Origin of the sequence: Pyxidicoccus fallax (assembly GCF_012933655.1) — a bacterium.
Classification (GTDB): domain Bacteria; phylum Myxococcota; class Myxococcia; order Myxococcales; family Myxococcaceae; genus Myxococcus; species Myxococcus fallax.
Map to the genome: position 1 here is coordinate 1 of NZ_JABBJJ010000001.1, position 23,082 is coordinate 23,082.

The following is a 23,082-nucleotide window of genomic DNA, read 5'->3' on the forward strand; positions in this document are numbered from 1 at the left end:
TCAGATGTGTAACAGACACGGGTGAGGGAGGAGAGGGGCGGTGGGGTGACGCGCACCTCCAGCTCCAGGAGGGACTCGGGACCGTCGGGACGCAGCGCGAGGCGGCGGGTGTCGGAGAGCTTCTCGAGCTGCTCGGACAGTCGCTCGGTGGCGTTCTCGGGGAGTGACCTACCCTGGAACCAGAGCTGGGTGCCGAGTCGCGGCGCGTGCAGTCCAATGAAGGACTGGTGGGTGGGTGCGACGACGGTGGTGAGATGCAGGGGTGCGGTGGTGTTCTCCTCGGCGCCCCAGACGGGGATGCCGGGGAACTGCACGGGGTGCGCGGTGCCGCCCTGCGCGGCGATGAACTCGGGGACGCGGCGGGGGTGGACGCGGGAGAGCTGGTCATCCAGCGCGAGCGTCAGCTCCTCGGTGGCCTTTTCCAGGGAGTCCGCGTGGACCGCGAGGCGGGGCAGGGCGAGGGGCGTGAGCGTCACGCGGCCGCTGGCATGTTTCTGCACCCAGCATTGGAAACGAAAGTTCATGGAGAGCGCTCACGCTAGCACGGTGACGCGCAGGGACGCGGCGGGCCCACGGAGGCTGACGCGCCACCGTGGCGCCTTCGATGGTCTCGTGCACGGAGGGCATGTGTATCCGGGCGCTCTTCCTATACATGTGCGCGCTTTCCTTGATGGGGGTATCGCTGGTGCTCGGGCTCATCGGGCCGAGGTGACAACGTCTCGCCTCAACGCCTGCCAACTCGCTGAAGCGCCGCACTGCCCCTGGGGCCGCAGTGGCAGGGCCCACAGCTTCCGGGTGCCTGTACCGTCAGCGGCGGTGAAGAAGACGTCCTCACCGGCGCGAACGAACCTTCGCGGATCCGATGAGAGTGCCCCGGGAGCCAGCTCGTCGAGCGGCACCGTCCCCTCCGCCGTGCCATTGCTCACCCACGGCTCACGTCCACGCCCCGTGACCTCGGCGCTGAAGAACAGGTTGCCCTGAGCCACCATCAGCTCCGCGGGAGACGCGCTGCCGGCCCCGGGTTCGAGGTCCATGACGAGGTGGGTCCCCGACTCCGTGCCATCACTCACCCACAGCTCGCGCCCGTGCGTCCCATCGTCCGCGGCGAAGAAGAGTCGGTTCCCCATCACCGTCAGCCCACCCGGTGCCGAGCCCGCCTCGCCGGCCCGGAGGTCCTTCACCCGCTGCGTTCCCTTCTCGGTGCCGTCGCTGCGCCACAGCTCCGCGTCGGTGCCCGCCTTCCCGGTGGTGGCGCTGAAGTACAGCTGCCCGCCCAGGGCCGCCATCCCGCCGACCTGCGCGAACATGCTCACGAGCGTCGGTGCGCCTCCCTCCGTCGCCATCAGGTGCATCTCCGGGTCGTGCAGGTGCCCCATGACGAAGAACAGGCGCCGGCCCGCGGTGGTCAGCGACTCCAGGATGCCGCCCTCGCTCGGGACGCGCGCCAGCTCGACGGCGCCCGGTCCTCCGTCGCTGCGCATCAGCACCGTGGAGAGCCCCTGGAAGTGCGCGAGGAAGTAGAGCGCGCCATCTCCCCCTCGCGTCATGCGGTCGGGAGAGGTGCCCTCGGGGCCCGGGTCGAGATCCTGCACCAGGACGGTGCCCTCGTCCGTCCCATCGCTGCGCCACAGCTCGCGCCCATGCTCGGGGTCGCTCGCGGCGAAGTAGAGCAGGCCGTTGTACTCGAGCAGGGACTGCGGCTCCGAGCCCGTCTTCCCGGGCCAGAGGTCCTTCACCCTCCGCGTTCCACCCGCGCTGCCGTCACTCACCCACAATTCCCGCCCGTGCTCCGGGTCCTCGGCGGCGAAGAAGACCCTGTTGCCCACCCGGGTCGCTTCCGAGGGCCCCAGCCCCGTCGGCCCGGGGGAGAGGACCCGCACGAGGCACGAGCCCGGCCCTCGGGTACCCCTGCTCGCCCACACGCCTTGCCCCGTCGCGCCGGCCTCAGCGACGAAGAAGAGGGCGCGCTCGCCGTCCACCATCTCCGGAACACCTCTGTCCGATTCCTCGGGCGCGGGCCCCAGCGGGATGGCGGTGCGCCCGCAGGGAGTCCAGGGCAGGGTGTCCGGAACAGGCGGGGGCGGACCGTTTCCTTCCGGCGGAGGCTTGCCGCCTGGGGATGTGGCGCAGCCGCAAAGGAGCGCGAGCACCACGGAGAGCTGACGCCACCACCTCATGAGAGCCTCCTGCGCGGGGACCCTCGTCTATCCGCCTGGAAGAACGGTGTCTGTCTCCCCGCGGGGTCAGCGTGCTCCCATGACCTGACGATTCTCCAGACCCGAGGCCGATTGGCGCTCCATCCCTCCCACGTAGGTTGCGCGCTTTCAGCCGGCAGGAACTCACCCGGAGGCCGCCATGCAATGGAGACCCGTCTTCCCCCGCTCGTGGGGGCTCGCGGTCTGGCTCGTCGGATTCGCGGTGCTGGCCTCTTCCGCTCGGGCCCAGGGCCCCGCGGAGGTGGGGCAGTGGTCGAGCGTCATGTCGTGGCCCATCTCCGCCACCCACACGTCCCTGCAGCCCGATGGCAGGGTGATGTTCTTCGGAGAGTTCGACGAGGGGAACCTGCCTCCGCGGCGCTGGGACCCCGTCACCAACACCGTCACCGCGCTGCCGCACCCGGGTTACAACATCTTCTGCGCCGGCCACTCGTACCTCGCGGACGGCAAGCTGCTCGTCACCGGGGGGCACGTGACGAGCAACGTGGGGCTCAACGACGCGAGCCTCTTCGACCCCTTCACGGCGTCGTGGATCCGCCTGCCGGACATGAACGCCGGGCGCTGGTACCCCACCAACACCACGCTGTCGAACGGAGACGTGCTGGTGGTCTCCGGTGACATGAACGGCAGCGGCAACGTCAACACGCTCCCCCAGCGCTTCCTGGCCAGCAGCCGGACCTGGCGGAACATGACCACGGCCCGGCTGGCGCTGCCGCTCTATCCGAAAATGTTTCTCGCCCCCAGTGGCCGGCTCTTCTACGCCGGCCCGTCGCGAGCCAGCCGCTGGTTGAGCACGGCGGGCACGGGCACCTGGAGCTCGGGCCCCTCCAGCAACTTCGGCACCCGGAGCTACGGGCCCGCCGTCTACCTGGACGCCCGCGTGTACATCATCGGCGGCGGAGACCCGCCGACCGCCACCACCGAGGTCATCGACCTCGACGCGGACGCACCGAGCTGGAGCTACGTGTCCTCGATGACCATTCGCCGGCGCCAGCACAATGCGACCCTGCTCCCCGATGGGACGGTGCTCGTCACCGGCGGCAGCTCCGGCAGCGGCTTCGACAACGCGAGCACCCCCGTCTTCCATGCCGAGGTGTACGACCCCACCGCCAACCGCTGGACGCGGCTCGCGAGCAACACCGTGTACCGGGGCTACCATGCCACCGCGGTGCTGTTGCCGGACGGGCGGGTCCTCAGCGCCGGGGGCAGGAACCGGCGCTCCGCCGAGGTCTTCTCGCCGCCCTACCTCTTCAAGGGGGCCCGCCCGACGCTCGGCTCGGCTCCCGAGACGGTGATGCCCGGGACGACCTTCACCGTCACGACGCCGGATGCGGCGCGAATCACGAAGGTGACGCTCATCGCGCTCGGCTCGGTGACGCACACGTTCGACGAGAACCAGCGGCTGCTGACCTTGCCGTTCTCGCGCGGCACCGACAGCCTCACCGTCACCGCGCCGACCTTCAACAGCAGGGCGCCGGTGGGCTACTACCACCTCTTCCTCGTGAACGACGCCGGAGTCCCCTCGGTGGGGCGGAGCATCAGAATCCTGCGGCGGCCCACGGTCGCGGCCGGGGCCCTCCAGGACGAGGAGCCGTAGCACGGCCGGCTTCGGGTTGCCCTGGACCGTGTCTCGGCTTCACTCTCAGGGGCCATGACCGGTCCGCGACCCAAGACCTGTGCGGCCTGCGGCCGCGCCATCGCCGCCCACGAGGTGTATTACCGCTTCAAGCTCGTCCTCGAAGGGGAGCAGGACGTGCTCGACGCCCCGGGAGAAGGGGGGGAGGGGGACGACCTCGCCACGCTCGTCCGGCAGCTCGAGGAGGGACCGGAAGATACACGCGAGTTGGAGGAACAGGTGCACTGGGAGCGCACCGGGGTGGTGTGCTCGAAATGCCGCTCGGTGGTGGTGCGGACACTGGCGCCCCCCTCGGTGGCCGGGCCGCACTGACGCCCTGCCGTCACGGTGAGACTCCGCCGCTGGAGGGGCAGACTGGCCGAGCGAGTTGGCTCGAGGGCAGTGCCAACACTCTGTCGGACCTCCCACGGCCTCGCTGTAGTAAGTTGGCGCGAATGGTACGCACTCCAGTACTGGTACTCATCGGATTCATCCTCTTCGCCTCCGCCCAGGCCTCCGCCGCGGCTCCGGCTCCCGGCTCCGCGAAGTCCGTCGCGGAGGCCTCGAAGCGAGTGGAGAGCGCTCGCGCCGCCCTCAACGCGGCCGTTCAGCGGATCGAGAAGGATCCGCCGAACAACGCCGACCTCGACGCCGCCGTCGCGGCGGTGGAGGCGCTGAAAGACGCGCTCAATGCGGGAGCGAGCTTCGAGACGGAAGATCTCGACTACGCCAAGACCGTCCTGGCCGCACGGAAGCAGCTCCGGGCGCAGCGCGAGTACGTCGACGAGCGCCGAGCCAAGGTCCACATCCACGAGTTCCGCCGGCGCATCGACGGCGCGCTCGCGACCGTGAACGAGCGCATGACGAAGCTCGCGGACAAGGACCCCGCCCCCAAGGCGATGGATGATGCCCGGGCCGCGGTGGCGGAGCTCAAGAAGCTGACCAACGAGGGCCGGTCCCTGACGAGCCAGGACCCGAAGTTCGCCGCGTACATCACTGATGTCGACGCGACCGTCGCCCGTCACGAGAAGACCATCGACGAGCGGTGGCTGCAGCAGTCGGCCCAGAAGCAGCGAGGGCTCCTGACCGACAGTCGCAAGGCGCTGTCCACCTCGCTCGCCGAGCTGGACAAGGCCTGGTCGGACGAGAAGTTCGGCGCCACCGACAAGGCCGTGGCGGCGCTGCAGAAGCAGCTCGACGAGGGCAAGCCGCTCGAGGAGAAGGACAAGGCGTATCGCGCGGACGCGGACAAGGCTCGGGCCGAGATCACGCAGGCGAAGCGCCGGATGGAGGAGCTCGTGGTGCAGGCGGGTGTCTCGCGGGTCAAGGCGGAGATGGGGCCTGCCCATGAGGAGCTCGTCGTGGCCGCCAAGGCGCTGCGCGCGAGGAAGCCCACGCCCGAGCAACTCGCCGAGGCCAAGACCGCGGCGTTCGTCGTCCGGAAGCTGGTGGAGCGGTACGAGCCGCAGGCGGCGCGGAGCCAGGCCATTGGCCAGTACATCAACGAGGTGAAGAACACGCTCGTCGAGGTGGAGGTGGCCCTCCAGGTTCGTAGCCTCGACGCGGCTCGCGCCGACGTCCTGCAGGCCCTGCGCAATGTCGAGAAGCGCTCGGCGACCGACGAGCAGTTCGAGGAGGCGAAGACGGCGCTGGTCGTCCTGGAGAAGACGCTGGAGACGGTCCACGCGAAGAACCCGGCCATCAGCCCCGCCGCCGCCGAGGCACGTCAGCTGCTCAAGGACGGACGGGCGACGATGGAGCGGCGCCGGTACGAAATCGATCTGCAGCAGCAGCGCGCGAAGGTCGACGAGGCGCGGAAGAACGCGGCGGCCCTGGTCACCCAGATCCAGAAGGAGAAGCCCACCGAGGCGCAGCTCACGGAGGCGGAGAACGCCGTCAAGCAGATCGGCACGGTGCTGGAGACGGGCGCCCACTTCGTCAAGAAGGACCGCGACTACGCGATTTACGCCAAGGAGTCGAAGGAGCGCATGGCGGAGCTGAGCGACCGCATCAACCGGCGGAAGATCGTGCTGGCCGCGGCGGACGCCCGCGCTCAGCTCACCGAGCGGCTGGCCTCGACGAAGGAGAAGCTCGCGACCGCGAAGCTCGTCTCCGCGACCGACGCCGACGTCGAGACCGCCCAGAAGAGCGTGGACGAAATCATGCAGATGTTCGAGGCGCGCGCGGAGCTGGAGCGTCAGGACGCGGGCTATGCGTCGTACGCCGAGCGGGCACGCGCCGAGTGGCTGAAGCTGGTGGAGGGGCTGGAGCTCGCGAAGCAGGCGCGGGCGTTGCGCCGGCTGACGGGTGAGGCCCTGGCCGCCGCCAGCAAGGAGTCGGAGGCGGCCGCGTCCGCCACGGACCTGCGCAAGCGGAAGAGCCTGTACGCGAGCGCGATGGAGAAGCTCCAGGCCTGCCAGGACGACGGCGCCAGGATGGTGAAGGAGAACGCCAGCCTCGCCACCATCGACGTGCTCATTGGCGGAGTCCCCACCCGGCCCCAGGACGTGATGGCTCAGTGCGCCCAGAAGGCGCAGGCGCTGCAGGAGCCCCACAAGAAGGCCGACATGCAGCTCCGGTTCCACGAAGGCCCGAAGACGGCCTACGACTCGGCCCGGCAGCTGCTCTCCAAGGGGAAGAAGAGCGAGGCGCTCGCGAAGCTCAACGACTGCGTCACGGAGGGGCGCATCTTCGAGAACCGGTATCCCGACTTCAAGGAGCAGAAGTTCGACGTCGGCGGCGCCAGCATGAGCGTGAACGACCTGATCCAGGTCTGCGTGAAGGAGCGCAAGCCGCTGCAGGCGGCCCGCTGACGCGCCCGGGGCGTTCGCGCGCCCCGGAACCCCGGCCTGCTCGGCCGCTCGGTGTCAGGACCGGGCGGCCAGGTGCTTGCCGGTCAGTGAGCCCGGGTGTGAGACGAGCTTCCCGGGGAGCCCTTCGAAGACCACGCGGCCGCCCTCGTTCCCGGCGCCGGGGCCCAGGTCAATGACCCAGTCCGCGCGGGAGACCACGTCGAGGTTGTGCTCGATGACGATGACGGTGGACCCGGCGTCGACGAGCCGGTCGAACAGGCCAATCAGCGTGTCCACGTCGTTCATGTGCAGGCCGGTGGTGGGCTCGTCGAGCACGTAGATGTTGCCCGACTGGCCCAGCTCGGCGGCGAGCTTCAGGCGCTGGCGCTCGCCGCCCGAGAGCGTCGACAGCGGCTGCCCCAGCGTGAGGTAGCCGAGCCCGACGTCATCCAGCCCCTGGAGAATCCGGGCGATGGCCGGCTCGGTGAAGAAGGCCACGGCCTCGGTGATGGACATCTCGTAGACGTCGCTGATGGACCTGCCGCGCAGCTTGTAGGCCAGCACCTCGTCGGTGAACCGCTTGCCCTCGCACGTCTCGCAGACGGTCACCATCGGGTCCAGGTGCGCCAGGTCCGTGTAGATGACGCCGAGCCCGTTGCAGTCCGGGCAGGCGCCCTTCGAGTTGGCGGAGAACAGCGCGGCGTCCACCTTGTTCGCCTTGGCGAAGGCCTTCCGGACGTTGTCGAGGATGCCGGTGTACGTGGCGGTGTTGGAGCGGCGCGAGCCGCGCGCCAGGTTCTGGTCGATGATGAGCGTCTCGGGGTACGCCCTGGGCAGGCAGCCCTGGATGAGCGACGACTTCCCCGAGCCCGCGACGCCCGTCACGACGGTCAGCACCCCGCGAGGAATCGAGACGGAGACGTTCTGGAGGTTGTTGAGGCGGGCGCCCTCGATGCGGAGCTGCCCCGTGGGCTGGCGTGGCGTCGTCTTGAGGGGCTGGTACTTCTTCATGTGGTTGCCCGTGAGCGTGCCCGAGGTCAGCAGACCCTCGTAGGTGCCCTCGTAGACGACCTGTCCGCCCTTGCTGCCGGCCCTGGGCCCCATGTCGACCACGTGGTCGGCGATGGCAATCATGTCCGGCTTGTGCTCGACGATGAGCACGGTGTTGCCCTTGTCGCGGAGCTGCTGCATCAGGCCCGCGAGCCGGCCGACGTCGTGCGGGTGGAGCCCCACGCTGGGCTCGTCGAAGATGTACGTCACGTCGGTGAGGCTGGAGCCCAGGTGTCTCACCATCTTCACGCGCTGGCTCTCTCCACCCGACAGCGTCGAACTCTCGCGGTCGAGGCTGAGGTAGCCCAGCCCGATGGTCACCAGGTTGTCGAGCCGGTGGGCCAGCGCCTCCAGCATCGGTCCCACGGACGGAGCGTCGAGCGCGCGGACGAAGGCGGCGAGGTCCGAGACCTGCATCGCTGAACACTCGGCGATGTTCTTGCCCTGGATGCGGCTGCCGAGCGCGGCCTGGTTGAGCCGGCCACCCTTGCAGGCGGGGCAGGTGGCGCGGGTGAAGATGCGCTCGTATTCCGCGCGGACATGCGGCTGGACGTTCTCCGGGTCCTTGGAGCCCAGCGTCCTGCGCAGCCGGGGGACGAGGCCCTCGTAGGTGAGGTTCAGCTTGTCGACCTTGACCTTCCGGCCGTCGTCCAGATGGAGGAGCTTGTCCAACTCCTCCTTCGAGTATTTGGAGAGCTTCTTGTCGAGGTCGAAGAAGCCGGACTTCGCGTAGATGGTCCAGTTCCAGCTGTCGACCGCGTAGTCCTTGGGGAGGATGGCGCCCTCGTTGAGGGACTTGGACTTGTCGATGACGGCGTCCATGTCCATGGACGCGACCTGACCCAGGCCCTCGCAGTCGGGGCAGAGACCGCGCGGGTCGTTGTAGGAGTAGAACCCCGGGCTGCCCAGACGGGGCTCGGCGAGACGCGAGAACACCACGCGGAGCATCTGCGCCGCATCCGTGACGGTGGCGACCGTGGAGCGCGAGTTCCCGCCCAGCCGCTGCTGGTCGACGATGATGGCCGCGGAGATGTTCTCCAGGCTCTCCGCATCCGGCTGGCCGTAGTGCGGCATGAACTGCTGCACGAAGGCCGGATAGGTCTCGTTGATGAGCCGCTGGCTCTCCGCCGCGATGGTGCCGAAGACCAGCGACGACTTGCCCGAGCCCGAGACACCGGTGAAGACGGTGATCTTCCGCTTGGGGATGTCGAGCGAGACGTTCTTGAGGTTGTTCTCCCGCGCCCCACGAATCTTGATGGAACCGTACATGGCGTCCTTCTCCTCGCCGCTCGACATCCTTCCAGCGGCGGCGTAACTTCGTACAGTGCACGGGGTTTAGCACGACAACCTCGTACACTGTAAATAGTTATTTCGAGAGACGGATGAGTGACGAGATTTCTGGGCGGGGCGACCCGTTGAAGTCACTGCAGCTGCTGTGGGGAAGGACCGAGGCGCCGCGACGGGGTCCGAAGGCGAAGGCCGGTGTGGCGGACCTGGTGTCCGCGGCCGTGGCCATTGCCGATGCCGAAGGGCTCGACGCGGTGAGCACGCGCCGGGTCGCGGACGCGGTGGGCATCTCTCCCATGTCGTTCTACACGCACATCCCCGGCAAGGCGGAGCTGCTCGACCTGATGATGGATGCGGTGGCGGGCGAGGTCCTGAAGGACAGGCCCGTCTTCAAGCCCGCGCAGTGGCGAGCCAACCTGAGCCGGGTGGCGACGGACTATCGCGACTTCTATCTGGCCCACCCGTGGGTGATTCAGCTCGCGACGCACCGGACAGTGCTGGGGCCGAACACGTTCCGGTCGGCCGATGTGGCGCTGAGCGCTGTCGAGGGACTGGGGCTCACCGATTTGGAGATGGACCGGGTCCTGAACCTGGTCCTGGACTACGTGCACGGCGCGGTACGCAACGCGGCGCGGGAGAAGCGGGTGAAGGAATTGACTGGAATGACCGACGCGGAGTGGTGGTCCCGCGTCGAGCCGTTCCTGGAGACGGTGGACTTCTCGCCCTATCCCGTGCTGTCGCGTGTGGGGAAGACCACCGGAGAGACCTACGGGGCGCATGACCCCGAAGGGGCCTTTGCTTTCGGACTGGCTCGGGTGCTCGATGGCTTGAGCGTGTTCATCGAGGAGAAGACCGCGAAGCGGAAGCGATAGCTGTGCACGACCCACTTCCAGCAACGAGATGAAGTCATGCGATGGCATCAACAGGAAAGCATTCCGCACTACGAAGACGCCCTGGAACATCCAGAATGGGGCTTCATGCTGCCCACCGATGACATGGATGTATTCGTCTTCGAACCCATGCCGTCAGAAAACTGGAAGGTATCCTCCTTCAACTACGCAGGTGAGAAGGTCTTCTTCAGGCATCGACTTCACGACGACAGAATCCAGGTAGACGTGTTCATCCCCTCCAGGCCCTCCGACGAGCGCACTGAAGGAGATGATGAGTCTTCCCAATACCGTTGCGCGTTGTGGCTGTGCAACCTGGAGCAGATGAAGGATGGCAACCGTCCTCCCAACGCGTCAGTGAAACACAGCGTCTTCAGCGATTTTGAATATTCCCTGGCCGCAAGCCGGACAGACCCTGTCTGCTTCGGCTTCTACCACTGCGAGTGGTACTGAGAGGCCTGCAGTGCCGCAAGGCCCTGCTTTAGAGCATGAGCCCGTGAACGGACCAGGGTTCCATCTACCGGGTGGGCAGTTCCTGGAACGTGATGCCGTTCAGTCCCAAGCGGTGAACTGCCTCCATGAACCGTTCGGTGCCGACAACCACCGTGGAGAAGTTGCTCACCCGGAAAAGGTCCAGGTCGGTGGGCAGGGATGCCACGTCGAGGATGGGCACTTCCGGCAGTCGGGCCGCGAGCCGGCCGCAAGTCGCGCAAGGGGATGGCATGTCCGGCGGTAGGCAGTCCGGGTGCAGCCTGCCGTAGGGCTCGATTTGAAGCTCCAGCAACTCCGGCGGGTTCTTCTCGCGGAACCGCAACGCCGTCGGGAATCCCTGAAGCCCGCGAACGTCTCCCGCTTGCAGGCGCTCCAGCACCTCCCGGCGCACCACCCACGAGATGTCCCCAAGAGACGTGAATGGGCCGAACTTCCCGGAGGCCCGGCCCTCCAGAGGCCCGAAGCGCGTGCCGGGTGGCAGCTTCGCATTGGGAGGCGCGAAGGGACGTACCAGCTCCCGTAGCCGCGCGAGTTCGGTATCGGGGACGGGCCAGGGCCGTACGAACTTCGCCCGCTCGGGCAGTTGTGACAGGTCCACACCGGGGTATTGGTGCCCTGACATCCCCCACGTGACGCCGCATTCGGAGCACTTCACGCCAGGCAGGCTCCACTTGTGCGCGGCATCAATGCTCGCGGGATATGGCTTCTCTTCGCGCAAACAGAAGTACCGGGTCATCTCGATGACCAACCCCTCACGCCCCCGGGCGGGAATAATAGGACTGGATGGGACCGCCCAGGAGTTCGAAGCGGTAGATGAGTTCCCCCGCGTGCTTGAAGATTTCCTCGGGGGAGGCGTACTCGTTTTGTCTCCTGAAGTCCCGCCATGCCTGGTTCCACGGACCTCCACGCCCGTCATTGCCATGAATCCGTCGGTGAACGTGCAGCGGAATGGGCAAGGTGTAGTCGTGGATTTTGACTCCTCTGTCCCTGAACCACTCCGCCATTTCCCGGGCCTGCGGGAAAATGTGGTGCTTCTCCCAACGGCCGGCCGTGAGCTGGCGTGAAGGGGGGACGATTCGCTCGGGGGCGCCGTTCCAATTGGGGAAGACCATGACGGCGCCACCGGGGAGCTTCCCCGCGCCTCCCCAGTTCCTCCGAGGACCGCTGCCCGGCGCCGCCGCAGGAGGGCGCGCCCCGGGGAAGCGCGCCAGCTCGACTTCACCGGGCACGTCCTCACAGCGATAGAAGCCGCAGGTGTCCCCCAGGCAGAGGAGGGTGACGCACTGGTCTTCATGGGGTGCGTCACACTCAACTTCCGCCGCATCGGCCCAAGCCTGCTGCAAGGGAGGTGTGACGCTGGAGCAGCCCAGCCAGGACGCGGCGAGCAGCGAAAGCCAGAACGCGTGAAGGGTCTGCATTGCACGCGAACCCTAACAGCCCATCCCGTCAGAAGCCCAGGATGCGGAGCCTGGGGTTGCCGCGGCGGAGGGCCTCCACCGCGCCGGGCTCCAGGGGCGTGCGGTACAGCATGAGCTCCTGGAGCGAGGGCATCCGAGCCAGCGCCGCTGGGAGCCCCTGAAGGGGATTGCCCGAGAGGGTCAGCGAGGTGAGTGACTTCAGCTCGGTGATGCGCTCAGGCAGGGAGGTGAGGCCGCAGTCGTGCAGGAAGAGCCTCGTGAGCCGGGGCAGGCGAGTGAGGGCCTCCAGGAGCGATTCCACGTCGAGCCCCGGATTTCGGCCCAGGTCCAGGTGCACCAGAGAGCGCAGCCCTCCCATGGCGGCGGGAACACGGACGAGTCCCGACTCGCGGTACGCGAGGACCGCGAGGTTGCGCAGCCGGCACGCCTGGTCCAGCGTCGCCGTGGCATCGCTCCAGGGGTTCCCATCCAGCGACAGCTTCTGCATCCGGTAGAGCGCCTCGAAGCCGGAGGGCAGGGTGCGCAGGGCGTTGCCATGAAGGTGCAGCACCTTGAGCGACCTCAGCGCCATGAAGGCCTCGGGCAGATGCGAGAGGCGCGAATCGCTCAGGGAGAGCACCTCCAGCCGGGGCAGCCTCGCGAGCTGCGTCAGCGCGACGTCGGCATCCAGGCTGGGATTGAGGGAGAGGTTGAGCTTGCGCAACGAGCCCAGCGCCTCCAAGCGGTCATGGAGCTTCACCAGCCGGTTGTCACGCAGGCTCAGCTTCTCCAGGCCCGGCAGGTCGAAAATGACGTCGGACAGCCGGGTGAGCCGGTTGTGGGACAGCTCGATGCGGCGCAGGTTCGGAAATTCGAGAAGGTCGGGCGGCAGTTCCTCCAGCCTCGCGTGGCTCAGCGAGAGGTGGGTGGCCCGCGAGGCATCGGCACGGGCTTCCCGGAGCGAGACATGGCCGGAGAGCATGGCCGCCATCCTACAGCCGTGGGCCCTGCTTCACTCGACGTGCGGTGAGACCGTACTCCCGAGCGCGCCGGGAAATGGCCGCGCACGCGTCGCGTAGGGATGGGGTATGAGCCGCGCCGAAGCCATGCACACGCCCGCCGTGGATACCTCTCCCTGGAAACCCCTGCTGCTCACGGTGGTCGGGTTCGCCCTGCTCGACGCGTTCTATTACCTGCCGCTCATGCTGGGGCCGAGCCCCACGGTCTACGTGGCGGTCTACGTGTCGTTCTTCCTCGTGGCCCACGTCTGGGGCCGGCTCACCGGGGTGGGCGGCTTGCGCGGCTACGGCTTCTTCCGGCACGCCGGCTGGGGCCGCAACGTCGCGCTGGGCTTCGCCGCCGGCCTCGCGTTCCAGGGGCTCGGCTACGCGGCGGAGTGGGCGCTGGGCGGCTTCCGCGTCGACGGCTTCATCGCCGCCGGGCCCCTGTTCTCACTGCTGGCGATGGCCGCGTTCGGGATGTTCCTGTCCTCCGCGACGGACGACATCCTCATCCGCGGGTACCTCTTCCGGCACCTATCGCCCTACGTGTCCAGCCGCGGCCTCATCCTCGGGACGACGGCGGTGTACGTCCTCAACCACGTCTTCTACGCGGAGCTGACGCCCCTGCTCTGTCTGCGGCTCGCGCTGCTGGGGCTCGTCTTCGCGTACACACTGGCGCGCACCGGCTCGCTGTGGCTGGCCATCGGCCTGCACTGGGGCGGCAACGTCATGTACCGCATGCGCAACGGCTTCGACCCCCAGCAAGGCGGCATCATCCGGTTGTCCGAGCTGCCCCAGCCGGCGTGGTTCGACTGGCTCGGCGTGGGCGCGACGGCGCTCATGCTCGCGACCTCGGTCCTGCTCGTCCGTTGGGCGGTGAAGGCGGAGCCGCTGCCTCCATCCACGGAGGCAGCCGAGCCAAACGCCGCTCCGGCCATGGCGCCGGGCGCCTGACGTCCTTCGCCGCGCGGCCGAAGTCAGGGGGCGACGGGAAGTCGCTCCGGCTCCTGGAGCAGCACCTCCAGGCACCTGCCTCGGACCTCCTCATGGAGTGAGTACCTCGCGAGGTGGCCCACCAGGCTCCGGCGGGCCCGCGCCTCCCAGTGTCGGCTCTTATCCAGCAGCTGCTCCAGCCAGACTCCCGCGGGCAGACGGGGCAGCTCGGGGAACTCCTCGACAGCCCGCGCCCGGGTCCAGGCCTCGCGCCAGAATGCATCGGAGGGGCTGTACGCCCCCTCGCTGGCACGGACCAGTATCGGACGCAGCAGCTCCGGGGACAGCTCGCGCTCGCGCAGCGCCGGCAGGTCCTGCGCCAGGAGTGCGTCCACGCACCCGAGTCCGAGTGCGCCTCCCTCTGTCCGCGCGAGCGCTCCGAAGACGCACGCGCTTCCATGCGCGCTCAGGAGGGCCACCCAAAAGGAGGCCGTGGAATCTCCCCGCATGGGCCGAAGCCATTCCGGCGAGAGGGCGAGCCTGAGGAGGCCCTCCGCGCGAGCCGGATGATGCTCGGCGCTCCGCCTCAGCGCGTCCCCGAAGAAGGGGGCCGCCCTGACCGCCTCAGGGGCCGGTGCGGCGGCGAGCAACCCGCCCACGATGCGCACGGGCTCCACGACGTCCTCGCCGTGCTCCGCCGCGTAGGCCAGGACCCGGGCCTTCACGTGCAGCGGCGCCCAGGGGTTCTCCCAGGGCTGGCCGGGGAGCCGCACGTAGAAGGGAAAGACGGTGGGCTCTGGCTCTCCCTGGAGCTCGATGTGCGCCTTGAGGGAGGGCCAGTTCCGCTCGGTCACCAGGAAGACGCTCATGCGTTGCTCGAAGCACGTGAGGAGCCGCCAGGCCTCGTCTTCCCAAGGCGTCTTCCAGGCCTCGCTGACGAGCCGCTCCCACAGGGCCACCTCTTCGCTCGGCAAGGGCAGGGGCAGGTCGGACAACCAGTGGAACTCCCCCAGCGGGGCGTTCCTCTCGACCCTCGCGTACAGCGCTTCCCTCCCGGCGGCGCGAGCCAGAACCTTCCGCCAGAACACCAGGTGGAGCGGAATCTCCATTCCGGCCACCTGGCCCATGGAGGGAGCGAAGCCCGCGTGCAGCGCATCCGGTGCGAGGCAGGCATCCGCCAGGACGGAGAGGGCGCTGGCATCGCCCTCGGCCAGCAACCAGTTCAAGGCCTCCTCCGCCTGCTGGAACGCGCGCTGCCATTGCCCCGAGCCGAGGACCTCGGCGCCCGAGATGGCGATGACGCCCACGGGCCCATGACGGAAGGCCTCCGGCGCCTCGCGCTTCTGGATGAGCTTCCGGACGCACCATTGCGCGATGAGCGCCTGGGGAACACCGGCCTCGAGCAGCGTCCTCCAGCCCAGCGCCGGCTGCTCCATCCACATCTCGCTGTGTGCCTGCCACTCCGGGTCGCCGAACCCCAGCAGGCGCAGGACCGCGGCATGGGTCCGGATCCGCTCGCCGTCCCTGTCCGTCCGAGGCCACAGGTCCACGAGGTTCTCGAGCAGCGCCTGGACCGCCGTCTCACGCAGGCCGAGCGAGTCCAGCCGTTCCAGGCCTTGCTCCAGCACGAGCCGCCGGAGCGCCTCCGAGACCTCTGCCAGACCGACGAGCCGGGGCACGGCGCCGACCCACGCCTGCACCGCCTCCTCGGGCGAGGACACGGAGAGACTCCGCCAATCCTCGAACCACGAGGGGATGAGGCTGGCGCGATTGAGCAGGTAACCCGCGGGATGCCGCCCCTCGGGAATGACGAGCAGCCGCCGGGCCTCGGAGCCTCCCACACGCCGGAGGATGGGGATGCCCACGGCCAGGAACCAGGTCTCCAGGAAGGGCTCGGTCATGAGCCGCCCCAGGCGTGTCTCCGGGAAGCCGAAGACCTGTCGTAGGAAGGGCTCGCCGAGCCGTCCGCTCCGGGCCGCCGCATCCGGTGCGCACAGCGTGGCGATGGCCTCCCGCTCCTCGGGGACGAGGCGGAATGGAAGCTCCAACGCGGTGAGGACCTCCGACAACGGGGCCGGTGGCGTGGGCGGCAGCACCAGGCTCAGGCGCGCTCCGAGAACACGCGAGGCCTGGGCCAGGTCCAGCACGCACTGACGCCAGGACTCCTCGGGAAGGAACCAGGGAGAATCCGGGTCGCTCACGTGCTCGTCGGACACATATCGTGGCGCGAAGGCCACCATGGCCGCGACGCAGAGCTGGAAGGCCCGCGCCATCTCCTCCGAAGGTACGGCGCCCTCGGGAGTCGCGCCGAACGCAGCGCAGGTGACCACGACTCGCTCGAACAACCGGAGCGGGTCTCGTTCCGCGAGCAGGGGCCTGGCCCAGGAGGCCAGGTCGTCGCCATCGGCCACCGCCATCCAGGCGGCCTCCGCCCAGGAGCGCTCCCGGCCCACCTGCTCGGTGAGCCGCTCCGCCTCGCCGCGTCCGCGCGCGAGCTGCCGGCCCACCAGGAGCGCGGCGAGGGTGGGCACCTCGAAGCCCAGCCCGTCCTCGTCCCGCCGCAGCCAGCCCGCCTCGATGCAGAGCATCGATTGCCGGTGCAGCAGCGGCATGAGCATGAGCAGCCGCTCGGTGTCCCGGGGCGACACGCCATGGTCCATGCTCCGCATGAGGATGTCCTTGAAGGTCTCCTCGACGCGCTCCCCGGGGCCTTCCAGCCGCCCGTCCGCGTCCAGGCCCGCATCGAGGAGCCGCCGCGCGTGCCACGTCAGCAAGTCCAGCGCCTCCCGCTCGAAGGAGGCCAGGGACGCGCCCTGGTCGTCCCGCCGGCTGTAGCGCAGCCGTTCCAGGCCTTCATGCAGGAGTCGCTCGATGAACGCCGCTCCACCCTCCACGCGATGACGGCGGATCCCTGGGGACGGGTCGACGGAGGACTTCTCGGCCGGGTCCTCCGTCGTGGACGGCGGACGCGGCAGGGGAGGGACCTGCCCTTCGGAGACGGGCAGGTAGTCGAGCAGGAAGCGGCGGATGTCGAAGAAGGCCTCCCGCAGCTGGCGGTGGGGAAGGAGCGCTCCCTCATGGGTGGTGGTGTTACGCCGGATGCGCCATCGGTGGAGCGCCGCCGCCCGCTCTCGTTCGAAGCGGGGCCGTGCGTGACGGGCCAGCATCCGGAGCAGCTTCTCGAAACCCTCCTCATTCAGCTTGTCCAGCTTCTCCGGTGGCAGGCGGTCGGGGCAGAACGCGTCGAGGCAATACTTGACGCCCCATTCCAGCGCTCCCACAACCTCGGTCCAGGCCGCGCGGCTCTCACGCTCGTAGCGAGCCAGGTCCTGCTCCTTGACGGCTTCCAGGGCGCGCAGGAAGGCGTCACGCCCCTGGTTGAAGCGAGCCACGGCCTCCTGGCTGTCTGGGACGTTCCCCATGGGGCACCTCCGGGTCCTTCGGTCTCAGGTAGCGTAGTACGACGGAGCGGAATGATTTCAATGACAGCCGTTCCACGCCGTGTGCCGGCTCTCCAGTGCTTTCCGTGACGTGCCACGCACTCGTGTGATTGTCGTTGACCGGTGCGCTGGAACCTATAGAAGGCCGCCCCGCGTCGGCGCCCGGTTCTCGCGCCACGCGCAACTCCTCTTCAATTCAACCCAAGCACGAACATTCCAAGGGAGTGTCATGTCTTCTTCACGCAAGGTTCTTGCGGCGGCCGTGGTGTGCGCGGCGATGTCCCTCTCCGCCTGCGGCGGTGGAAAGGACCCGCAGAGTGGCGAGGTGGGCGAGCAGCAGCAGGGCGCGCTGACCGGCTGGACGGTGCCCTCGTGCACCAAGGTCATCGGCACCAATGCCATCACCTTCACGAAGGACGAGGGGGCCACCCTCACGCCCGTCAGCGGCACGGCGCTCAGCGGCGTGGCCTACACTCATGGGTTGGTCGCGCTGGACACGCCCAACACGATGCTGGCGTCGCACAACGGGAAGCTCCTCAAGTCCACCAACGCGGGCTGCAACTGGACCCAGGTGAACACGCTGGACTCGGTGACGCTGACGGCGGCGCAGGGTGGCCGCGCCTACGGCTGGGCCGAGAATGGCTCCAGCCTGTACCGCATCGACGGGGCCAGCACCCTCGTTCCGCTCGTCTCCCCGGTGTCGAACATCCTCGGCCTGGGCGTGGACCCGGCCAACGGCCTGCACGTGCGGGTGGGTGACTCGGTGGGGCAGCTCTACGAGTCCTTCAACGGCGGTGTCTCGTGGACGGCGGTGGGCGTGCCGGCCGCCACCGGTGACCTCGTCCTCGGCTACACGGTGGCGTTCGACCCGAGCAACCTCGACAAGGTGTTCTACGGTCAGGCCGGCGGCGCCCGGGTGTCCACCAACGGGGGCGCCACCTGGACCTCTGTCACGGGCCTGTCCACCACCCGCGCCAATGCGTTCACCATCGTCGTGTCCCCGGCTGACAACCAGGTGGTCTGGCTGGAGGCCATGGACCTGACCACCGAACAGCGGCACATCTACCGCTCCACGAACGGTGGACTCTCCTTCGCGCCGGTCGTCACCGAGTCGGCGGACGTCACGCTGACCAATGGCATCCTGCTGGTGGCCCACCCCACGAACGCCAACGTCATCTATTTCGAGTTCGGCACGCACTTCCAGCAGTACGGCACGGACATCTACAAGTATGACCATGCCGTGGGCACCGTGACGAAGACGCACAACGCGAACGATGGCGTGTCTTCCATTGCGTTCTCACCGGCCAGCCCTTCCGTGCTGTACTTCGGGCTCACGTCCACGAACTGAGACGCGATACGAGGTCCGCGCTTCGGGGGAGGGATGGACGCGAGCCTCACGCCACGGAACGCGGACGGTGACGGGGTGCCCGCTTCACGGGGGCACCCCCTCCAAGCTCAGCTGATGGTGGTGACGAGGCCTCCCTCGGCACGGAGCACCGCGCCGTTGGTCGCGGCGGACAGGGGACTGGCCAGATAGGCGACCAGGCTGGCGATCTCCCCCGGTTCAATCATCCGCTGCAGGAGCGAGGACGACCGGTGCCTGGCGAAGAACTCGGCCACGATCTTGTCGGCCGGAGCGTCGGGCTCACTGGACACGCTGCGCAGGAAGTCGACGATGCCCTCCGAGTGCGTGGGGCCCGGCAGCACCGAGTTGACCGTCACCTTCGTGCCCTTCGTCAGGTTCGCGAGCCCCCGCGAGATGGAGAGCTGCGCCGTCTTGGTCGTCGCGTAATGAATCATGTCCGGAGGAATGGTGAGCGCGGACTCGCTGGAGATGAAGATGATGCGTCCCCAGTCGCGCTTCAGCATGCCCGGGAAGTAGGCCCGCGACAGCCGCACCCCGCTCATCACATTGACGTTGAGATAGGAAAGCCAGTCGGCATCGGAGATCTCGGCGAAGGGCTTGCTCTCGTAGATGCCCAGGTTGTTGACGAGGATGTCGACCTCGTTCGCTTCCTTCTGAATCATGGCCGCGCCCTCGGCGGTCGCCGCATCCGCCAGCACCCCGCGGATGTGCTTGCCGCCGGAGGCGCGGATGTCCTCCACCGCCTGGTCGAGCTTGGCCCTCGCGCGGCCGGTGATGAGGACCTCGGCGCCCTCTACCGCCAGCGTCCGCGCGATCTCGAGGCCGATGCCGGCCGTGGCGCCAGTCACCAGCGCGGTCTTCTTGTTCAATTGCAGGTCCATGAGTGCTCCCGGTCGGGGTGAAAAGGGGCGGCGCGAGCCGTGCCGTGATGCAGCTGGAATAACCCTTGCGTGCCGGGATGAACATTCACAGGATGGTCGTAATACCTGTGAATGAGGTTCACGAATGGCGCGCATCCTCATGGAGCGCTCCGGCGAGCTGGAGGTCTTCCTGCGGGTCGTGCAGGAGGGAGGGTTCTCCGCGGCCGCCAGGAGCGTGGGGCTCACGCCCTCGGCGGTCAGCAAGCTCATCACGCGGCTGGAGACCCGGCTTGGCGCCCGCCTGTTCATGCGGACCACCCGCGCGCTGAGCCTCACCGAGGAAGGTGAGGCCTACTACCGGGCGGGGCAGCGCATCCTCCAGGAGTTGAACGACGCCGAGCAGGCCGCCGCCGCGGGCGCGGTCCGCGGTCGCCTGCACGTCAATGCGTCGATTCCGTTCGGCTCCCAGTTCGTCGTGCCCGCCATTCCCGCCTTCCTCGCGCGGTACCCCGACGTCATCGTCGACCTCAGCTTGACCGATGACGTGGTCGACCTGCTCGCCCAGAAGACCGATGTCGCCATTCGCACGGGCGACCTGCCCGACAGCTCACTGCTCGCGCACAAGCTCGGGCAGAGCCGCCGCGTCGTCTGCGCCTCGCCCGCCTATCTCCAGCGCAAGGGCACGCCGAAGACGCCAGACGAACTCCGACACCACGACTGCCTGACCTTCAACTTCCGGCGTGCCCGCAGTGGCTGGCCCTTCCGGGAGGCGGGCGGCATCACTCAACAGGTCGTCGCGGGAAGCGTGCTGGTGAACAACGGAGAGACGCTGAAGCAGATGCTCCTGAACGGGGTGGGCATCGGCCGCCTGGGGCTGTGGCATGTGGCCGCGGAACTCAAGGCCGGTCGCCTCGTCCCCTTGCTGGAGAAGTACAACCCGGGCGACCTGGAGCTGATTCACGCCGTCCATGTCGGAGGCGGGCAGGTCCCGCACCGCGTGCGTGCCTTCATCCGCCACATGGTGGATACGATGAAGGCCTCGCCACTGGCGGGTTAGCGCGACCGTGGCGGGGCAAGGCGGTCATCAGGCACGGAGGACGCTCAGGCCGAGTACCTGTTTTCCCTTACCAGGCTGTGAGGACGCCGCGAGGAGGACCCGGATGCCAACCCACATCACCCTCAACCAGGGCAGCCTCACCGAAGGCGACGAGAGCGTCCTGGTGAATGCCTCCAACACCCAGGCCCAGCTGGGCAGCGGCGTGTCGGCGGCCATCCGCGCGGCCTGTGGCCGCGGCTACCAGGCGCGCGTCTTCGAGGCGCTGCAGCACCGCTTCGGCGGACCCATGCAGCCGGGCGAGGTGCTGATGACCGACGCGGGCGAGCACCCGCGGGCCCGCCACGTCGCGCACGTGGCGGTGATGGACTACCGCGACGGCTTCAACGCCTCGTCCTATCCGACCGCCGATGTCATCCGTACCGGGTGCGAGCGGCTCTGGGACGAGGTGGAGCGCCTGCCGGAGAGCGGCGTCAGCGTGGCGATGGTGGCGCTGGGCGCAGGTACCGGGAACCTCGGGGTGGTGGAGCCGACCCGCATCGCCTGCGAGACGCTGAAGGCCCACCTGGCCCTCCACACGAACAGCCGCCTCGCGCGGGTGACGTTCTACGGCTATGAGCTCCACGAGTACCTGGCGATGGCCTCGGAGCTGGTGCGCCACTTCCCCGAGCTCGCGGCGAGCCTCCCGGACGAGGTCCGGGCCTACCTGCGCTAACGCGCCCCGCGCTGTGAATCACTCCACGGGTTGGGAGTGAGGCGCTTCACATCGCCGAAACGGCTGGGATGGCACCTTGGATTCCACCAGGGGCCACCAGAGGCGGTCCTTGGTGAACCAATCCCCCAAGGAAGTCATCATGAATCGAGCGAAGCTGAGCCGGATTTTCAATCGGATGGAGCTGGTGGCCGTTGCCGCGGCGGCCGTGCTGTTCGGTGGAGAGGCCCTGGCCGATCAAACCACCTCGTGTCCCTGGGTGATCCAGGGAACCAGCTCCTGGGCTCGCTGGGCGCCGGCTCCGTACCTGCGCTGGGATGCCTACAATGACCTCAACGGGAAGGTCCAGCTCGTGGCGGAGCCCGGCACTCGGAGCGCCGTCTTCTTCCTGAACGCCGACGGCAGCGTCGGCTACCGCAACGTCGACCAGAACACCACCACGACCTTCCCCGGCATCCAGGCCACTCACATCGCGGTGGGCTACAAGAGCCGCCTGTGGGCCCTCACGCCCTACGGAATGTGGGCTCGCTGGGCGCCGGCGCCCTACAACCGCTGGGACTACTACTACGACCTGGATGACAAGGTTCAGATCGTCGGTGACCCCACGTCCGAAGCGGGTGTCTTCTTCCTGAACGCCGACGGCAGCGTCGGTTACCGCAACGTCGACCAGGACATCACCACGACCTTCCCTGGCATCCAGGCCAGCCAGATCGCGGTGGGCTACAACGGGCGTCTGTGGGCCATCACGACGAATGGCATGTGGGCGCGCTGGGCGCCGGCACCCTACAACCGCTGGGACTACTACTACGACCTGGATGACAAGGTTCAGATCGTCGGTGACCCCACGTCCGAGGGAGGCATCTACTTCCGCAACGCGGATGGCTCGATTGGCTACCGCAACATCGATCTGAATGTCGATGCCAGCTTCCCCGGCTGGAACGCGACCGAGCTGACCGTTTCGGACGTGGCTCCGTAGTCAGACGCACCGAGGCTCGACCGCTGCTGATGGAGCGCGCCCCTGCCATCCGGAGATTGGAAGGCAGGGGGTGCTTTTTGACGTCCAGACTGGAATGGACTGCTCTCCGGAATGTGCCCAAGGGGTCTCAGGCGCCGGGTTCTGGACGCGTTCCCGCTCCCCCATTCCCTATCGCTTGACGTGGCATCCGGAGGTTCATTATCCGTCGCCTCATGCCCCTCCTTCTCTCTGCTCTTTCTTCGCGTCTGTCCATGGCGCCGCGCTTCCTCTTGCTGACGCTCTCGGTGCTCGTGGCCTGTGGTGACGACGACCCCGAGCAGCCCGGGGCCACGCCCATCACGGAGGCACGCGGCCGCGCCACTGGCACCGAGGTGACGGTGGAGGGGTACGTCACGGTGCAGCCAGGCGCCTTCTCCTCGGCATTGGGCAACGAAGGCTTCGCCATCCAGGACAACTCCGGTGGCATCTACGTGAAGCTGACGCAGAAGCTCGACTTCGGGCTGGGCACCCGCGTCCGCGTCAAGGGCACACTCAACGATGAGAACAATCTCCGCATCCTCGAGAGCGAGCCCGGCTCCGTCGAGACGCTGTCGGGCACCCAGCAGGTGGGCGCCAGGGATGTCAGCACCGGCTCCGTGGGCGAGTCCACCGAGGGACTGCTCGTGCGCGTGACGGCCACGGTGACCCGGCCCATCGAGGATGAATTGCCCTACGGCTACGAGCTGTATGTCAATGACGGCTCGGGCGAGGTGCAGGTGTACATCCACCCGACGGCGGGCTTCACCCCGGAGTCCGTGAGCGCCATCACCGTGGGACAGCAGCTCCAGGTGACAGGCCTCTCGGCGCAATACGAGTCCACCTATGAGGTGGCTCCCCGGCAGCCGTCGGACCTCGTGTTGAAGTAGGTCGAGGTGCTGACGTGCGGTTCGCGGCGAAGCGGCGAGTCGAACCGGAAGTCGCGGCGCCAGGCCTGGGGTGAAGCAGGGGAGTGAGAAATGCCCCAG

The 23,082-nt window shown here is 68.1% G+C and carries 18 protein-coding genes and 1 pseudogene; 11 read left to right on the top strand and 8 right to left on the bottom strand.

The features are described from left to right. Together HG543_RS00005 and HG543_RS00010 are read right to left on the bottom strand one after the other, a co-directional pair. Positions 1-524: pseudogene (locus HG543_RS00005) on the bottom strand (AAA family ATPase); the annotation flags it as partial. 171 nt (positions 525-695) lie between these two features. Next, complete coding sequence (locus HG543_RS00010) at positions 696-2,177, bottom strand: ELWxxDGT repeat protein (RefSeq protein WP_169342540.1); 1,482 nt, start codon at positions 2,175-2,177, stop codon at positions 696-698. Between the two features lie 178 nt (positions 2,178-2,355). Between HG543_RS00010 and HG543_RS00015 the strand changes: the two genes are divergently transcribed. From HG543_RS00015 to HG543_RS00025, 3 genes are all read left to right on the top strand, one after another. Continuing rightward, positions 2,356-3,813 carry a galactose oxidase-like domain-containing protein gene (locus HG543_RS00015; protein ID WP_169342541.1) on the top strand — a complete coding sequence of 486 codons (1,458 nt, stop codon included), beginning with the start codon at positions 2,356-2,358 and terminating at the stop codon, positions 3,811-3,813. Between the two features lie 54 nt (positions 3,814-3,867). Further along, positions 3,868-4,164 (top strand): hypothetical protein, encoded by a 297-nt coding sequence (locus tag HG543_RS00020; RefSeq protein WP_169342542.1) that lies wholly within the window; start codon positions 3,868-3,870, stop codon positions 4,162-4,164. 122 nt (positions 4,165-4,286) lie between these two features. After that, entirely contained in the window at positions 4,287-6,644 is a 2,358-nt protein-coding gene (locus HG543_RS00025; RefSeq protein ID WP_169342543.1) for a hypothetical protein, read from the top strand. Positions 6,645-6,698: 54 nt separating this feature from the next. Here HG543_RS00025 and HG543_RS00030 read toward each other — a convergent pair whose 3' ends face one another. Continuing rightward, a complete protein-coding gene (locus HG543_RS00030; RefSeq protein WP_169342544.1) occupies positions 6,699-8,942 on the bottom strand; it encodes an ATP-binding cassette domain-containing protein in 2,244 nt (747 codons plus the stop codon). Between the two features lie 113 nt (positions 8,943-9,055). Here HG543_RS00030 and HG543_RS00035 point away from each other — a divergent pair, with 113 nt between their 5' ends. After that, the gene (locus HG543_RS00035) at positions 9,056-9,832 is read left to right on the top strand and encodes a TetR/AcrR family transcriptional regulator (RefSeq protein WP_169342545.1); all 777 of its coding nucleotides are present in this window, start codon (positions 9,056-9,058) and stop codon (positions 9,830-9,832) included. A 36-nt stretch (positions 9,833-9,868) separates the two neighbouring features. Next, positions 9,869-10,300, top strand: coding sequence for a hypothetical protein (locus tag HG543_RS00040; protein WP_169342546.1), 432 nt, complete (start codon positions 9,869-9,871; stop codon positions 10,298-10,300). A gap of 64 nt (positions 10,301-10,364) precedes the next feature. Here the strand turns inward: HG543_RS00040 and sitI6 are convergent, their stop codons facing one another. Genes sitI6 through HG543_RS00055 form a run of 3 tightly spaced genes read right to left on the bottom strand, consistent with a single transcriptional unit; the run spans position 10,365 to position 12,718 of the window. Further along, entirely contained in the window at positions 10,365-11,075 is a 711-nt protein-coding gene (sitI6, locus tag HG543_RS00045) for a SitI6 family double-CXXCG motif immunity protein (RefSeq protein WP_169342636.1), read from the bottom strand. Between the two features lie 16 nt (positions 11,076-11,091). Further along, positions 11,092-11,757 (bottom strand): SitA6 family polymorphic toxin lipoprotein, encoded by a 666-nt coding sequence (sitA6, locus tag HG543_RS00050; RefSeq protein WP_169342547.1) that lies wholly within the window; start codon positions 11,755-11,757, stop codon positions 11,092-11,094. 28 nt (positions 11,758-11,785) lie between these two features. After that, positions 11,786-12,718, bottom strand: a complete 933-nt coding sequence (locus HG543_RS00055) for a leucine-rich repeat domain-containing protein (RefSeq protein WP_169342548.1) — start codon at positions 12,716-12,718, stop codon at positions 11,786-11,788. A 106-nt stretch (positions 12,719-12,824) separates the two neighbouring features. On the opposite strand from HG543_RS00055, the gene HG543_RS00060 reads away from it, so the two are divergent. Continuing rightward, positions 12,825-13,691 carry a CPBP family intramembrane glutamic endopeptidase gene (locus HG543_RS00060; protein WP_169342549.1) on the top strand — a complete coding sequence of 289 codons (867 nt, stop codon included), beginning with the start codon at positions 12,825-12,827 and terminating at the stop codon, positions 13,689-13,691. 23 nt (positions 13,692-13,714) lie between these two features. Here HG543_RS00060 and HG543_RS00065 read toward each other — a convergent pair whose 3' ends face one another. Next, positions 13,715-17,092 carry a hypothetical protein gene (locus HG543_RS00065; protein WP_169342550.1) on the bottom strand — a complete coding sequence of 1,126 codons (3,378 nt, stop codon included), beginning with the start codon at positions 17,090-17,092 and terminating at the stop codon, positions 13,715-13,717. A 247-nt stretch (positions 17,093-17,339) separates the two neighbouring features. Here HG543_RS00065 and HG543_RS00070 point away from each other — a divergent pair, with 247 nt between their 5' ends. Beyond that, positions 17,340-18,458 (top strand): WD40/YVTN/BNR-like repeat-containing protein, encoded by a 1,119-nt coding sequence (locus HG543_RS00070; RefSeq protein ID WP_169342551.1) that lies wholly within the window; start codon positions 17,340-17,342, stop codon positions 18,456-18,458. Between the two features lie 107 nt (positions 18,459-18,565). On the opposite strand, the gene HG543_RS00075 is transcribed toward HG543_RS00070, so the two are convergent. Then, positions 18,566-19,357, bottom strand: a complete 792-nt coding sequence (locus HG543_RS00075) for an SDR family NAD(P)-dependent oxidoreductase (protein WP_169342552.1) — start codon at positions 19,355-19,357, stop codon at positions 18,566-18,568. A gap of 124 nt (positions 19,358-19,481) precedes the next feature. On the opposite strand from HG543_RS00075, the gene HG543_RS00080 reads away from it, so the two are divergent. The 4 genes from HG543_RS00080 to HG543_RS00095 all read left to right on the top strand — a co-directional run bounded on the left by HG543_RS00080 (position 19,482) and on the right by HG543_RS00095 (position 22,983). After that, positions 19,482-20,393, top strand: a complete 912-nt coding sequence (locus HG543_RS00080) for a LysR family transcriptional regulator (protein ID WP_169342553.1) — start codon at positions 19,482-19,484, stop codon at positions 20,391-20,393. A 103-nt stretch (positions 20,394-20,496) separates the two neighbouring features. Next, a complete protein-coding gene (locus tag HG543_RS00085; RefSeq protein WP_169342554.1) occupies positions 20,497-21,105 on the top strand; it encodes a macro domain-containing protein in 609 nt (202 codons plus the stop codon). Between the two features lie 139 nt (positions 21,106-21,244). Beyond that, positions 21,245-22,078, top strand: coding sequence for a hypothetical protein (locus HG543_RS00090; RefSeq protein ID WP_169342555.1), 834 nt, complete (start codon positions 21,245-21,247; stop codon positions 22,076-22,078). 251 nt (positions 22,079-22,329) lie between these two features. After that, positions 22,330-22,983: a DNA-binding protein gene (locus HG543_RS00095; RefSeq protein WP_246356640.1), complete on the top strand. Its 654-nt coding sequence runs from the start codon at positions 22,330-22,332 to the stop codon at positions 22,981-22,983. Positions 22,984-23,082 lie beyond the last annotated feature (99 nt).